Annotated in this window: 13 protein-coding genes and 1 pseudogene; 7 read left to right on the forward strand and 7 right to left on the reverse strand. The window is 49.9% G+C overall.

Annotated elements, in window-relative coordinates; translation table 11 throughout:
• Positions 1-62: 62 nt before the first annotated feature.
• On the forward strand, positions 63-257 hold the full coding sequence (locus AC4MRN_RS06250; protein WP_073316625.1) for a zinc ribbon domain-containing protein: 195 nt from the start codon (positions 63-65) through the stop codon (positions 255-257).
• Positions 258-328: 71 nt separating this feature from the next.
• Here AC4MRN_RS06250 and folE read toward each other — a convergent pair whose 3' ends face one another.
• On the reverse strand, positions 329-1,012 hold the full coding sequence (gene folE / locus AC4MRN_RS06255; protein ID WP_370240217.1) for a GTP cyclohydrolase I FolE: 684 nt from the start codon (positions 1,010-1,012) through the stop codon (positions 329-331).
• Positions 1,013-1,156: 144 nt separating this feature from the next.
• On the opposite strand from folE, the gene folM reads away from it, so the two are divergent.
• Genes folM through AC4MRN_RS06270 form a run of 3 tightly spaced genes read left to right on the forward strand, consistent with a single transcriptional unit; the run spans position 1,157 to position 3,863 of the window.
• Positions 1,157-1,864 (forward strand): dihydromonapterin reductase, encoded by a 708-nt coding sequence (gene folM, locus AC4MRN_RS06260; protein WP_491202790.1) that lies wholly within the window; start codon positions 1,157-1,159, stop codon positions 1,862-1,864.
• Positions 1,865-1,921: 57 nt separating this feature from the next.
• The gene (locus AC4MRN_RS06265; protein ID WP_491202798.1) at positions 1,922-2,977 is read left to right on the forward strand and encodes an agmatine deiminase family protein; all 1,056 of its coding nucleotides are present in this window, start codon (positions 1,922-1,924) and stop codon (positions 2,975-2,977) included.
• Positions 2,970-3,863: a carbon-nitrogen hydrolase gene (locus AC4MRN_RS06270; RefSeq protein WP_370240219.1), complete on the forward strand. Its 894-nt coding sequence runs from the start codon at positions 2,970-2,972 to the stop codon at positions 3,861-3,863. Before AC4MRN_RS06265 ends, AC4MRN_RS06270 begins: the two co-directional genes overlap by 8 nt.
• Positions 3,864-3,869: 6 nt before the next feature.
• On the opposite strand, the gene pdeM is transcribed toward AC4MRN_RS06270, so the two are convergent.
• The 3 genes from pdeM to AC4MRN_RS06285 form a co-directional block, all read right to left on the reverse strand.
• Positions 3,870-4,598: a ligase-associated DNA damage response endonuclease PdeM gene (gene pdeM / locus AC4MRN_RS06275; protein ID WP_491202791.1), complete on the reverse strand. Its 729-nt coding sequence runs from the start codon at positions 4,596-4,598 to the stop codon at positions 3,870-3,872.
• A gap of 16 nt (positions 4,599-4,614) precedes the next feature.
• Positions 4,615-7,071 (reverse strand): ligase-associated DNA damage response DEXH box helicase, encoded by a 2,457-nt coding sequence (locus AC4MRN_RS06280; RefSeq protein ID WP_491202792.1) that lies wholly within the window; start codon positions 7,069-7,071, stop codon positions 4,615-4,617.
• Between the two features lie 111 nt (positions 7,072-7,182).
• The gene (locus tag AC4MRN_RS06285) at positions 7,183-8,085 is read right to left on the reverse strand and encodes a glycosyltransferase (protein ID WP_491202793.1); all 903 of its coding nucleotides are present in this window, start codon (positions 8,083-8,085) and stop codon (positions 7,183-7,185) included.
• 200 nt (positions 8,086-8,285) lie between these two features.
• On the opposite strand from AC4MRN_RS06285, the gene AC4MRN_RS06290 reads away from it, so the two are divergent.
• The 3 genes from AC4MRN_RS06290 (at position 8,286) to AC4MRN_RS06300 (ending at position 11,298) form a co-directional block, all read left to right on the forward strand.
• On the forward strand, positions 8,286-8,609 hold the full coding sequence (locus AC4MRN_RS06290) for a prefoldin domain-containing protein (protein WP_073316636.1): 324 nt from the start codon (positions 8,286-8,288) through the stop codon (positions 8,607-8,609).
• A gap of 86 nt (positions 8,610-8,695) precedes the next feature.
• Entirely contained in the window at positions 8,696-9,718 is a 1,023-nt protein-coding gene (locus AC4MRN_RS06295) for a ligase-associated DNA damage response exonuclease (RefSeq protein ID WP_370166036.1), read from the forward strand.
• Between the two features lie 2 nt (positions 9,719-9,720).
• Positions 9,721-11,298, forward strand: a complete 1,578-nt coding sequence (locus tag AC4MRN_RS06300; RefSeq protein ID WP_491202794.1) for a cisplatin damage response ATP-dependent DNA ligase — start codon at positions 9,721-9,723, stop codon at positions 11,296-11,298.
• Between the two features lie 52 nt (positions 11,299-11,350).
• Here the strand turns inward: AC4MRN_RS06300 and AC4MRN_RS06305 are convergent, their stop codons facing one another.
• From AC4MRN_RS06305 to AC4MRN_RS06315, 3 genes and pseudogenes are all read right to left on the reverse strand, one after another.
• Entirely contained in the window at positions 11,351-12,103 is a 753-nt protein-coding gene (locus AC4MRN_RS06305) for an SDR family oxidoreductase (RefSeq protein ID WP_491202795.1), read from the reverse strand.
• Between the two features lie 127 nt (positions 12,104-12,230).
• The gene (locus AC4MRN_RS06310; RefSeq protein WP_490711426.1) at positions 12,231-12,737 is read right to left on the reverse strand and encodes a cytochrome b/b6 domain-containing protein; all 507 of its coding nucleotides are present in this window, start codon (positions 12,735-12,737) and stop codon (positions 12,231-12,233) included.
• Positions 12,738-12,906: 169 nt separating this feature from the next.
• Positions 12,907-13,194 (reverse strand): annotated as a pseudogene (locus tag AC4MRN_RS06315) (serine hydrolase domain-containing protein); the annotation flags it as partial.

The following is a 13,194-nucleotide window of genomic DNA, read 5'->3' on the forward strand; positions in this document are numbered from 1 at the left end:
GAAGTGTATTGGAATCGCTGGACAAGGATTAAATCTGCTAATGCAGAAAAGGAACGAAGCGCATGGGAATTTATAGTAATACGTTGCTGGAGTTTAGGTGTCCACTATGTGGCCACGTTAACGCAATTTCAGTCGACACGTTAAAAGATATGTACAAGGAACAACGGGAGCCCTGCCAGCAGTGTCATCAAATGCTGGAAATTATCCCTGCTAACGGCGTGAACGATCAAATCAACCTGATTGTGTCAGAAGCCTGATTATCCTCAAACTCTGAAAAACTAAAAAGGCCAGCTTGTAGCTGGCCTTTGTTATTATATATTTCAGTACGTTAAGAGAAAAACTCTCTTCTCAACTCGACATCAGCAAGGAACTTTCCGCCCAGCGCTGATGTTTTGGTATATGACAAGTTGTCGCGAATACCACGCGCTTTCACACAGTAGTGCGTGGCATTAATAGCCACTGCCACATCTTCAGTACCAGTAAGAGTTTGCAGCGCAACCAGAACCTGTTGGGTTAGACGTTCTTGTACCTGGGGGCGCTGCGCAAAAAAGCCCACTAAACGGTTAATCTTAGACAGACCGATAACGGTGTCTTTCGGGATATATGCAACCGATGCCGTACCGTCGATAGTAACGAAATGGTGTTCACACGTGCTGGTTAAGCTTACGTCGGACACATGCACTGGCTGACCCAGCTGCATTTTGTTTTCAATTTGGGTAATTTTCGGAAACTTACGGTAGTCCAAACCTGAAAATATTTCGTCCACGTACATTTTCGCAATGCGCAGTGGCGTCTCTGACAAACTATCGTCAGATAAATCCAGACCCAGGGTTTCCATAATTTCGCGCATCGCACCTTCAATGCGTTGGCGCTTGGCTTCGTCGCTCAACCCTGTTTCAAGCATAGGTGTTTCAAGTCCCCGGGCAACCAGTGCCTCGTGAACCATCAACGCTTCTTTCGATATACCCAGCTTTACAGCGTCGCGTACAATTACCGCTTCTTTTGCTAACATTCAACCATTCCGTAATGACGACTTACACACCTTATACGACACAGACAAGCAATCGGGATTACAATGACATGAAAAATTGTCATTAAAACGATCTGCAAACACGGTAGAGTCGTACTCAGTACCAAAAATAATCGGAGGTATTTTTTGTCTTTACCTATTCTTATTACCGGAGGCAGTCAACGCCTGGGCTTAGCCATTGCGCAAGATTTACTCTCCAGGGACCAACCGGTGATCATTACCTACCGTCGGTATAAACCCGCCGTAGACCAGCTCAAACAGGCTGGTGCAACCGTGTTGGAGGCGGATTTTAGCACTCAGGCAGGCATTTCGCGAGCAATTGACGAAATAAAACACATTTGCAGTGGTTTACGTGGAATTATCCACAATGCATCTGACTGGGCACCAGAAACCCCGGATCGTGATGCCGGTGAACTCATGCAGGATATGATAATGGTGCACACCAGCGCGCCGTATCAATTAAACCTTGCGCTCAAGGACTTGTTGATTCAGAACAAAGGTCTGACGGACATCATTCACATGACCGATTTCGTGCAGGAAACCGGCAGCCAGAATCACATTGCGTACTCTGCCAGTAAAGCCGCGTTGCACAACCTGACGCTGTCGTTTGCACGTGTTTTTGCGCCCCATGTAAAGGTAAACAGCGTTGCCCCTTCCCTGGTGATGTTTAACGACGACGACAGTGAAGAATACCGCGCCGAAGCACTCACTAAAAACCTATTGGGTATTGTACCCGGAGCCCAGGAAGCGGTAAAAGCCGTCAACTACCTGCTTGATGCCGACTATGTTACCGGCCAAACCCTGCATTTAAACGGTGGACGCAACCTTAAATAACTGGTTCGAATAACAAGACACGGTATAATCAACACGTTATATTTCTTTATTACAGGAATAATTGTGAGTAACACCTTTATACCGGAATGGCAGGCCAGCGAAGCCGTGATCCTTGCCTGGCCAAATGAGCAAACAGACTGGGCTCCCTGGCTCAGTGACGTTCGCGAAACCTATTTGTCGATCATCCGCATCATCAATGCCAGTGACGCAGGTGTCGTGTTGTTATGTCGCGAACAGGATATCCCTGATATCGAAGCGGCATTGCCTGAAGACGCGCGCGTTTTGTTAGTTGCCGCCCGGTACAATGACACCTGGGCCCGGGACTTTTCATTCTTAACCTGTGGCCCGCTTGACGCCCCCTTCCCGGTGGAATTCACCTTTAACGGCTGGGGTAACAAATTTGACGCCAGCCTGGATAACAAGCTGAATCAAACTTATCTGGCTCCGCTATGCCAGCAACCACTTCGCACCAGTGACGTGGTTGCTGAGGGCGGCGCACTGGAAATTGATGCATCGGGTCATTTGCTTTCTACGGCCTCGTGCTTGTTTAACCCGCAGCGCAACGGCGACATGTCAATCGAAGCCTATCAGCAAACCTTTGCGCAGATGCTTGGCTATTCCGCATTCACGGTATTGGAGCATGGCCATCTTGAAGGTGATGATACCGACGGTCACATTGATACTCTGGTACGGTTTACGCCGGAAGGCAACCTGGTTATTCAGGCTGCAGAAAACCGCCCGGAAGACAGTCATTATGCAGGCCTTCACGCACTGGTAGAGGAATGTAAAACCAAACTGCCTGGTCGTGAACTCTATTTACTGCCATTGCCCGACATGTATAGCGAAGACGGTGACCGACTGCCTGCGTCGTACGCAAACTACCTGATTTGTAATCGCACTGTGCTGCTGCCGGTGTATCAGCAACAGGAAGATGCTGAAGCGGTTGAGGTTATGCAACGCGCGTTTCCGCATCACAACATTGTGCCGGTAAACTGTGCAACGCTGGTACAACAATATGGCAGCTTGCATTGTATTTCCATGCAAGTACCCTGTAACACATTCAAACCTGACGTAGTTCAACAACTGAATAAAGGAGTGTCGCGATATGTCTGAGCGCATCTTAAAAGTGGGCCTGGTGCAACAAACGGTTGCCGACAACAACAAAGCCACCAACTGGAACAAGAGCGCCGAGCAAATTGCGAAACTGGCAGCCCAGGGTGCCGAATGTATTCTGCTTCAGGAACTGCACAGCACCTTGTATTTTTGCCAGGAAGAAGACACTAATGCGTTTGATTTGGCTGAACCGATTCCGGGTCCGGCCACCGACTTCTTTGGTGAACTCGCAGAGAAGCACAATATTGTGCTGGTGACTTCACTGTTTGAAAAGCGCGGTTCTGGCCTGTATCACAACACCGCCGTGGTGTTTGATCGCAGTAAAGAGATTGCCGGCAAATACCGCAAAATGCACATTCCGGATGACCCGGGTTTTTACGAGAAATTCTATTTTACGCCGGGCGACATGGGCTTCGAGCCTATTCAAACCAGCGTAGGTAAACTGGGCGTCTTAGTATGCTGGGACCAATGGTATCCGGAAGCGGCTCGCCTCATGGCCATGAAAGGTGCCGATTTGCTGTTCTACCCAACCGCGATTGGCTGGGATATGACCGACACCGACGATGAGCGAGCGCGTCAACACGGTGCATGGCACACCATTCAACGAGCACACGCGGTCGCCAACTCTGTACCAGTGATTGTGGCTAACCGAGCCGGGTTTGAAGCCTCACCGGTTAAAGGCGATCCGGGTATTAAATTCTGGGGCCAAAGCTTTATTGCCGGTCCGCAGGGCGAGCTGCTGGCTCAGGCTGGCGTGGATGAAGAAACCACCTTGTTGGTGGATTTGGACATGTCCCGTACTGAGCAGGTCAAACGCATCTGGCCATACTTCCGCGACCGTCGTATCGACGCTTACGAAGACCTGACCAAACGCTGGCGCGACTAGTTCTTGCTAGCTACCATGTGGTAAAGGGTAAACCCTGCCGCGATACAGCATCCAACACTGGCGCTCTGTAACGGGCGCCAATGTCACCATCACCGGGTCCTGTACCGACAATCCGCCGGTAAACTGCCCTAGCGCAGGCATCACCATAAGCGATGACGTAGCGACCAAACACTTTCCTCTCACTACACCTTTTTGCATAGCCAACTGCCCTTTGGGGTGAAAGTGTCCGACTATCTGACAATGATGTTCCAGTGCAGGATCGGGCTCATGGCACCCAATGAGGGACTTATCCGCAATTGATACCTGCCAGTGTTCAACGACCTTACCTGCCACACTGTCGGGAATGTCAGGGTCGTGATTACCCACCACCCAAACCCAGTCAGACACGCGTTTAGTAAGCGCCAGCAATGCTTCGCTGTCCTGAAAAGTAATACGTGCAAATGCGCCGCGGTCGTGAAAACTGTCACCAAGACACACCACAGACGCAGGCTGATAGCGGTCGATTAACGCAGATACAGCAGCCAGGGTAGCCCGGGAATCATACCGTGGAACGGGGGAGGCATACTGACTTAAATAGCTGCCTTTTTCGAAATGCAGATCTGCCACCAGCAGAGTGTCGTTGGCGGGGCAATAAAGCGCGCCTTTGGCATCCAGCACCCACACAGTACCGGCAAACCGAAGCATTCCCGCGTATTTTTGTCTGACCAGACCGGCCAGAGTATCAGGGTTAATCAATCAACTTCCTTTGTGCTTACTGCGTATTGTGACCACTCGCCAATAACGCTCTGACTTCATCCAGCATGGACTCAGCCTCGGCATACAATGCCGCCTGATCCAGCAGCGCCTGCTCACCCGCTCCTTTTATTTGCTCGCTGCGTACGTCGAGCACAATAGGAATGGCCATGGGCGACACCCGGGGCAAGTTAACAAACTCGGTCTTGCCGACAAAGCGAATTAGCATGTCTGCCAAACGGCGTAGATCCAGCAACTCGCGCTCAGCGTCATCGCGGGCTACTTTCAGCAAAATATGATCAGGTTCATATTCCCGCAGGGTATCGTAAATCAGGTCGGTCGAAAACGTCACCTGCTTCATGGTTTTATGCGTACTGTGATAGCGCTGCTCCGTAAGCCCGCTCACAATCGCAACCTGCCGGAAAGAGCGTTTTAGCATGGGCGCATTGAGCATCCAGTCTTCCAGTTCGTCGCCCAGTACATCCGGCTGAAACAAACGTTCAATATGGGATGACTCCACCGCATTGAGTGCGCTAATGGATAGTCCATAATCCGTAACACTGAAACTCAGGGGCTTCAGACCCATCTTTTCCATGCGGCGGGTTAACAGCATCCCCAGCGTCTGATTCGCTTTGCGCCCCTCGAAGGTATAATACAGAGTACTGAACGCCTGCCGGTAAGGGAATTGCTCAATCAACACGGTTTGTGGGCTGGGGATCACAGAAAATGCACGTTGCAGGTCCAGCCACTCCCTTACTTGTTTGGGCAGGGTTCGCCACGCTTTGGGGGTATTGAGGAGAGCCCTCACACCATCTGCAAGGTGCGTGGAGAGCGGTAGCTGCCCACCCACATAACTGGGGATTTTGGGGTCTTTGCCTTTGGCCGGTTTAGCATGCACCTGCATGTCGCGGATGGCTTCAAACTTCAGCATTTCTCCGGCAAACAGAAAGGTGTCACCGGGCGTGAGTTGTTGGGCAAAATACTCTTCGACTTCACCAATAATTTTGCCCTGATTACCGCGCCGGATGCGTTTGACTTTCAACTTACCGGCTTCCACGATGGTGCCGATGTTTTGCCGGTGCCGCTGGATGACCCGTTGATTCGCTGGTTTGTATGTCCCATCGTCCAGTTCAACTAAACGCTGATAGCGTTCGTATGCCTGCAAGGCATAGCCTCCATCCACGGTAAACTGCCATAGCTGATTAAACTCGTCGTCCGACACACTCTGATAAGGGAACGCGTTGAGTACCTGTTGGTAAATTTCCTCTCTGGTGGCAGGCTGCGAGCAAAGGCAATTCAGAATAAACTGCGGCAAAATATCCAGCGCGCCAGCGTGCAGCATGTCACCATCGCGCTCGCCTTTTTCAATGGCTGTCATGGCAGCCTGGCATTCCAGTGCCTCAAACCGATTGGCGGGCACGAGTAACGCTTTGCTCGGCTCCTCAAAACGGTGGTTTGCCCGCCCGATTCGCTGCAATAAGCGGCTTACACCCTTGGGCGCGCCCACCTGAATAACCCGGTCAACATTCCCCCAGTCAATGCCTAACTCGAGTGCCGAGGTCGTGACAATGGCGCGCAGCATGCCACTGGCCATCATGACTTCGGTTTTGCGCCGTTGCTCTTTGCTTAACGAACCATGATACAGCGCGATGGGCAATGCCTGACTGTTTTCAGACCACAACAACTGAAATAGCAACTCGGCCTGTGCACGGGTATTCACAAACACCAGGGTGGTCTGGGCATCGCATATCGCCTTGTAGATATCCCCTACTGCGTATTTAGCCATAAAGCCGCCGAAGGGCATGCGTTGGTCAGACTCCAACAACTGAATATCGGGGCGTTGCTGCTCTTCTACTTTCACAATATTGACAGGGTCTCCGGTAGGCCCCAGCCAACTGGCAATTAATGCAGGTTCAGCCACCGTGGCAGACAAACCAATGCGCAAAAAGCCCGGTGCCAGTGTTTCCAGTCTGGCCAGCGCAAGCGCAGTAAAATCACCGCGTTTGTTGCCCGTCAGGCTGTGTACTTCGTCAATGATCACCGTTTTTAGTTTGCCAAAGATCTGCGGCGCATCGGCATACGACAGCATTAACATCAGTGATTCGGGTGTGGTTAACAGTATATGCGGCGGCTTTTTGCGTTGCCGTTGCCGCTTGTGTGACGGCGTGTCACCGGTGCGCGTTTCCACTTTGATTGGCAGGTCTATTTCTTCAATGGGCCGTAACAGGTTTCGATGAATATCTTGTGTCAGGGCTTTAAGTGGCGAAATATACAGCGTATGTAAATACTCACTGTCTACATTTCTCAACTGATGTAATACGGGTAAGAACCCTGACAGGGTTTTACCTGCGCCGGTTGGCGCAATCAGTAGCACAGACTGTTGGAGCAACGCCTTGTCGAATATCTCAGATTGGTAGCTTCGAAAGGTCCAGCCTTGTTGGCTGAACCACTTTTCGAACTCTGGCGTTAGTGACATGACATTGAAGTTAAGCGAAGTTAAGTAAGTTTTTAATACGCCTGACGCGCATGAAAAGATTACCAAACATATTGATAAGTTGCGCTTTTTTCAATTTCACTATCAGAATAGTTATCGATACGAAGAACCCGGAATGACTTCGACTTCTTCTCTGGCATAGCGCGCCCCCACCAAATGCGGCACGACCTCATAACATGACAGAAACACAAACAACGGCCAGTCATACCAGCGTAGGTACTGTTTACCAATGCGCTTAGCGTGGAACCAATCCAGTTTCAGTTTTTCTCTCATTAACAACGACAGACTCTTATGCGCGCTGACTGACATGCACTGATGCCCTTTATTACGCTGCAAATCCCACAGAAACGCCAGGCCACCAATGGCGTGCTGCATTGCGCCTTCGCGTGCCATATAAAATACGTTTCCCGCCTCTCTAATCCTATCGTTACGCAATTCTGCCGATAAAAACGGGGTGGCTGCATGCGGGTATGGAAAAGCCTGCAGTATCTCTCGATGGTAAATAGCCCCGTTATTCGACACTTTGTCGGTTTGTCCTGAGCGACCGGGATCGTCCCACGCCCGGTGCAATAGGTTGCAAGCCCGGCGGTAACTGCTGTTTTCACCGTAGTAGGTTCTACCGCTGGCAGCCGCGTAATCACCAGACGTTAACCCCGTCATTAATTCGCGTAACCAGTTATGCGTGGGCGTACAATCAGATTCGAGCACAGCAATATATTCATGAGGACACTGACTGACACCATAATCCTTCAACACCGCTGACTGTATGGAATCGTAATACAGGATTTTTAACTGAGGAATATACAGGTAGAGCTGATCGGGCACAGGCTGATCCTTCACCTGCGTACTTTCAACCAGTACCACGTCGAAATCTTCGTCGATATCCTGGTTTGATAACGCCTCTAACAGCGCCAGTTCGTCTTGCCAGGTTTTTTGCTCCCCTGCTTCATAGTCAGAAACAGAGATCACGCAAAGTCGGTTAGTAGATGTAGTCATAAAACATCCTTATTTATTGTTATTATCAGGATAATACTTTAGTACTATGCTGCTGTACAAAATTCATACTAAACCACTTCTAAAACTATGCAAGCAAATTTATCTGCGTGGTTAGCGCGGCAATTTCGGCAACCGCGCAAAATCGCTGATTGCTTGGTATGATACAGGCAGGCCGTATTTATCAGTAAAGTAACCAACACATGACTCTGCTTCGCACCGCTGTTTTTTACATATTTATTTTTACACTTGCTGGCTGCAACAATGACAGTCTGCCAACCATTGGGCGCACTCATGGTGACTTCCCCATGAAATCGCTGCTGAATTACGACGACAACGAAAAGTGCTACCGGTTTTCACAAAATGTGTTGTTTGAAGCACCGTTTGCTGACGGCATGGCTTACCTGAAGAATCGCTGTCTGGAGGCTGACAAAAAAATTGGCAGAAAGACCGCTAAGGAAGTCTCTGCGCTGCACGTTTCACTGACTTACAACGGCGAATATTACATCGTGAAAGGCGGTTACTAACGGGGGCAATCCAAATATCACCTCAGGCGTATAAATGTTTATAGACGACATCAAAACGCTAACGCCTGACCGGGAGATATTTTACTTTGGACGCTTCACAGTGGTTACACAAACAACCACAAGGACTCTATTGTGAACCTGCCGACTGTTACATCGACCCGCTTCACCCCGTAGAGCATGCATTAATTACCCACGCGCACGCTGACCATGCCATTGGCGGGCATCAATCGGTAACCGCCACAGCAAGTACGCTGGCTATTATGCAAACCCGCTATGGTGAAGACATGGCTGGGTCGACGCAAGCAGTAAACTACCACGAACAAATTACGCTGGGTTCACCGAACGACCCGGTTACTTGTGTGTTTTATCCAGCAGGCCACATTTTGGGTTCAGCGCAAATCCTGCTTTGCTATCGGGGCACCCGGGTGGTGATATCCGGCGATTATAAGCGACAATCAGATCCTACCTGCCTCCCGTTTGAACCCGTGCCTTGTGATGTATTTATCACCGAAGCCACCTTCGCTCTGCCGGTGTTTAAGCATCCTTCTATCGAGCAGGAAATGGCTAAACTGCTGGATTCATTAGCTGTTTTTCCGGAACGTTGTCACCTTGTTGGTGTTTATGCCTTGGGTAAATGTCAACGGGTCATACTGGCATTGCGGGCGATAGGCTATACCTCGCCCATTTACCTGCATGGCGCACAGCGTAAACTGTGTGATTTATATGAACGCCAGGGCATTGAGCTGGGTGAGTTAATTGACGTCGCAGAGGTGAGCGACAAGCAATCACTGGCTGGCAATATTGTGCTGGCCCCGCCTTCTGCATTGAGCGACCGCTGGTCACGCACCCTGCCTAATGTGAGGCGAGCCATGGCGTCAGGCTGGATGCAAATTCGCGCCAGAGCTAAACAAAGGCAGGTTGAGCTTCCGTTGGTTGTGTCGGACCACTGTGACTGGCAAGCACTACTCGACACCATTGAAGAGGTTAACCCGAATGAAGTGTGGATCACCCATGGCCGTGAAGATGCGCTGTTGCATGCGTTAACACAGCAAGGCCGAACAGCTCAGGCTTTGAGTATGGTGGGTTACGAATCCGATACGCAGGATTAGCCATGCAAGCATTCAGTGAGTTACTCGAAAACCTCTACTACACCACAGCCAGCAATGAGAAACAGTGGTTGCTACTGGCATACTTAAAGAATACACCCGACCCGGATCGCGGTTGGGCCATTGCTGCGCTGGCCGGCACGCTACGCTTTGAGTTTTTTAAACGACATACCGTAAAACAACTTATGCTGAGCCGGGTTGACCCGGACCTGTTCGCGATGAGTTATGACTACGTGGGTGAAGTCAGTGAAACGGTCGCGCACCTATGGCCTGATGCTACCGAGCAACCTGCAACGTTGCCGACACTGAACGAACTGGTAACCGCCTTCCAACAGGTGTCTAAACAAAAAGTTAGCGCACAGCTTGCCGACTACCTGTCGATTATGACGCCACCGCAACGATGGGCGCTTCTCAAATTAGGCACACGGGGACTGCGCGTCGGTATGTCGGCACGCAGTGTGAAGAAAGTCCTGGCGACCTATGGCCAGGTGCCGGTCGAAGATATCGAACAACTGTGGCACGCCCTTGCTCCTCCCTACGCTGAATTGTTTGCGTGGCTGGACGGCAAACAAGCTAAACCCGATATATCCAATGCAGTGACGTTTCACCCTGTGATGCTTTCTCACCCGGCACAAGATGATGACCTTGAGGCTATTAAAGCCCAACCTGGCGAATGGCAAATTGAGCACAAATATGACGGCATTCGCGTACAGCTGGTGTGCAATGCTAATGGAAAAGCCATATACAGCCGCACCGGCGATGATATCAGTCACGCCTTTCCCGATGTGTTGGAACAACTGCATTTTCATGGCGTGGTAGACGGTGAATTACTGATCATGAAAAACGGTAATATCGATAGCTTTAACGCGTTGCAACAGCGGCTCAACCGCAAGAAGCCCACCAAAGCATTGCTTGCATCGCACCCTGCTGGCGTCATGCTATACGACATTTTGAAATACCAGCAATCAGACGTTACCCGACATTCCCTCGATGTGAGACGTGAGTATCTGGAAAAATGGATAGCCAACAATCAACAACCGGCTTTTCAGCTGTCACCGATGTTGGCGATACACGATGCAGAGCAGCTCGAAGCAGCGTATCGGCAAGCCGCAGACGATCCTTCCGTTGAAGGCTTAATGCTAAAGCGCCTGGCTAGCCCCTACACTGCGGGCAGACCCGTTGGCCAGTGGTTTAAATGGAAACGCGAAGCACTGTTAGCCGATGCGGTAATCATGTACGCCCAGCGCGGTCACGGCAAACGTTCAAGCTTTTACTCCGACTATACGTTTGGCGTGTGGGAAGGCGACAAATTACTGCCCATTGGCAAAGCCTATTCTGGCTTCACAGACGAAGAATTGAAAAAGCTCGACAACTGGATACGGCGACACGCAACCGGGCGATTCGGGCCGGTACGTGAAGTCGAGAAAGCCCTGGTTTTGGAAGTGGCCTTCGACGCAGTGCATCCATCAAGCCGCCACAAATCCGGCGTAGCCCTGCGCTTTCCCCGGGTGCACCGCATCCGCTGGGATAAACCTGCCAGCGAAGCCGATACCCTGGAGGCTGTGAAACGGTTGATTCGGTGACGCTGGATTTTGAAGCCTCAACGACCCAAACACAGAAAGATTCAACCAGCCTTCACAAGCCCCCGGTTAAATCCAAAAAGTTACCGGTTGCAAAGGAAGATTGATCAGAGGCCAGCCAGTATATTGCTTCTGCGACTTCGATAGGCTGGCCACCACGCTGCATTGGAATTTTGCTTTTTAGTCTTTCTACGCGTTCTGGCTCGCCGCCGTCTGCGTGCATATCGGTATGAATCAACCCCGGCCGAACACAATTCACTCTGATGTTTTCTGCTGCTACTTCAACAGACAACCCTTTTGTTAAGGTATCAATAGCGCCTTTTGATGCAGCGTAATCAATGTATTCATTGGGAGAGCCAGTGCGGGCAGCGCCGGAAGACACGTTGACGATAACGCCCCCTACTCCGCCATGGCGCGTAGACATCCGCTTCACAGCTTCACGACAACACAGAAAATACCCGGTAACGTTATTCATGAGGATGGCATTTATTCTGTCTGCGCTCATGTCCTCCAGGCGCATTTGTTGTCTTAGTATGCCCGCATTGTTCACCAGAACAGAAACGACACCGAGTTGATGGTCAACAGTATCGAACAACCGGGTAACATCATCTTCTTGCGAAACGTCAGCCTGAACCGCTATACACGTGCCACCTGAAGCCTTGATCTCTTCTGCCACCGCATTGGCGGCACTAGCATTCGACTTGTAATTGACGCACACGGCATATCCGTTCGTGGCAAACAGCTTTGCTGTTGCCGCACCAATACCTCGACCACTCCCGGTAATAATGGCAACTTTTTTATTATTCATAATGCGTCCTGTGCAGCTGATATCATGGATGTGCGATCCTGAAAAACAGTCACCGTAACACGTGGCATTGTGCAAAGCCAAACCACTTGTAGGAGAGTAATAAAGTCTATTGCTGCTAAGTCGGCTTTTAGCGTCTGGCCATTACCACGCCGACAATATGGATACCCAGTAGCCACCAAATTGCCTGTTTGAGTAACATATGAATTTGGTGAACCTTGGGGAAAAAATCATAGAAGGCGACTATTTCTGGTGGCAGTTCAACGCCAAGTACCGTTAACGGGATTTCGTAATGGTTAATCATGGCTAATCCGGTAATTGCCAGACCAATCAGGCAGACATAGAGAGCAATATGTGTACCTTTGATCATTAGCGCATGCTTTTTTGATCGCGGTGCCATTCGTTTTAATTTGGCTTTATTTAACCAGGTAAACAATAACCTTGCGATAGTGAGGGCGATAAGTAACAGACCAACCTCAGCATGCGCTTCGACGGCATCCTGACGATGCAGCAACTGGCCTTTAATGTCCCAATTTATATTATGAAGTTGCGTGGAAAGGTTCATGAGCATAAATATCAGCAAAATAGCGGATACCCAGTGAATAAGGCGGTCTGTTAAATAGCTTTTAGTTAGCATAGGGCGTTATTTCGAGGCGAGTGCCATTCAGTTAAAAAATGGTATGCAGTCAACAATAAACCAAGTCGGGTGAAAATAAGGTGAAAGTCCGCCGCTTTGAACAAACAGTGAGCAACGAAAATTTGTTGGATATCATTGGAGCAACATCAACTGATTAAGCTGTACTAGTTCACTTCTGACGATATTTTTCGATGATTGTATTGGCCGTTATATTTAGCTGCTCTTGTGCGGTTTCAGATACATAGGGTGTAACGAGGAATATACCTAGTCCTTCTTTGGGATAAATGGATATCCAGGCTGACGTGCCGAAAGTTCCACCACCGTGATAATACTGCCCCTCTGAATTTAATCTAAACGTATTCCAAATATAGGCTCTGCCTAACCCATCTTCGTCTCCAGCCAGTAAAGTTAGCGCCTTTTCAGCTATCTTATTGTCGCTGTTGAGATAATAACTTAG

It is taken from the genome of Marisediminitalea sp., assembly GCF_984433645.1.

Bases quoted from the DNA above. Each gene is read 5' to 3' on its own strand.
- AC4MRN_RS06250 (WP_073316625.1), top strand. From the start codon at position 63: ATGGGAATTTATAGTAATACGTTGCTGGAGTTTAGGTGTCCACTATGT.
- folE (WP_370240217.1), bottom strand. From the start codon at position 1,012: ATGTTAGCAAAAGAAGCGGTAATTGTACGCGACGCTGTAAAGCTGGGT.
- AC4MRN_RS06270 (WP_370240219.1), top strand. From the start codon at position 2,970: ATGTCTGAGCGCATCTTAAAAGTGGGCCTGGTGCAACAAACGGTTGCC.
- AC4MRN_RS06280 (WP_491202792.1), bottom strand. From the start codon at position 7,071: ATGTCACTAACGCCAGAGTTCGAAAAGTGGTTCAGCCAACAAGGCTGG.
- AC4MRN_RS06285 (WP_491202793.1), bottom strand. From the start codon at position 8,085: ATGACTACATCTACTAACCGACTTTGCGTGATCTCTGTTTCTGACTAT.
- AC4MRN_RS06290 (WP_073316636.1), top strand. From the start codon at position 8,286: ATGACTCTGCTTCGCACCGCTGTTTTTTACATATTTATTTTTACACTT.
- AC4MRN_RS06300 (WP_491202794.1), top strand. From the start codon at position 9,721: ATGCAAGCATTCAGTGAGTTACTCGAAAACCTCTACTACACCACAGCC.
- AC4MRN_RS06305 (WP_491202795.1), bottom strand. From the start codon at position 12,103: ATGAATAATAAAAAAGTTGCCATTATTACCGGGAGTGGTCGAGGTATT.
- AC4MRN_RS06310 (WP_490711426.1), bottom strand. From the start codon at position 12,737: ATGCTAACTAAAAGCTATTTAACAGACCGCCTTATTCACTGGGTATCC.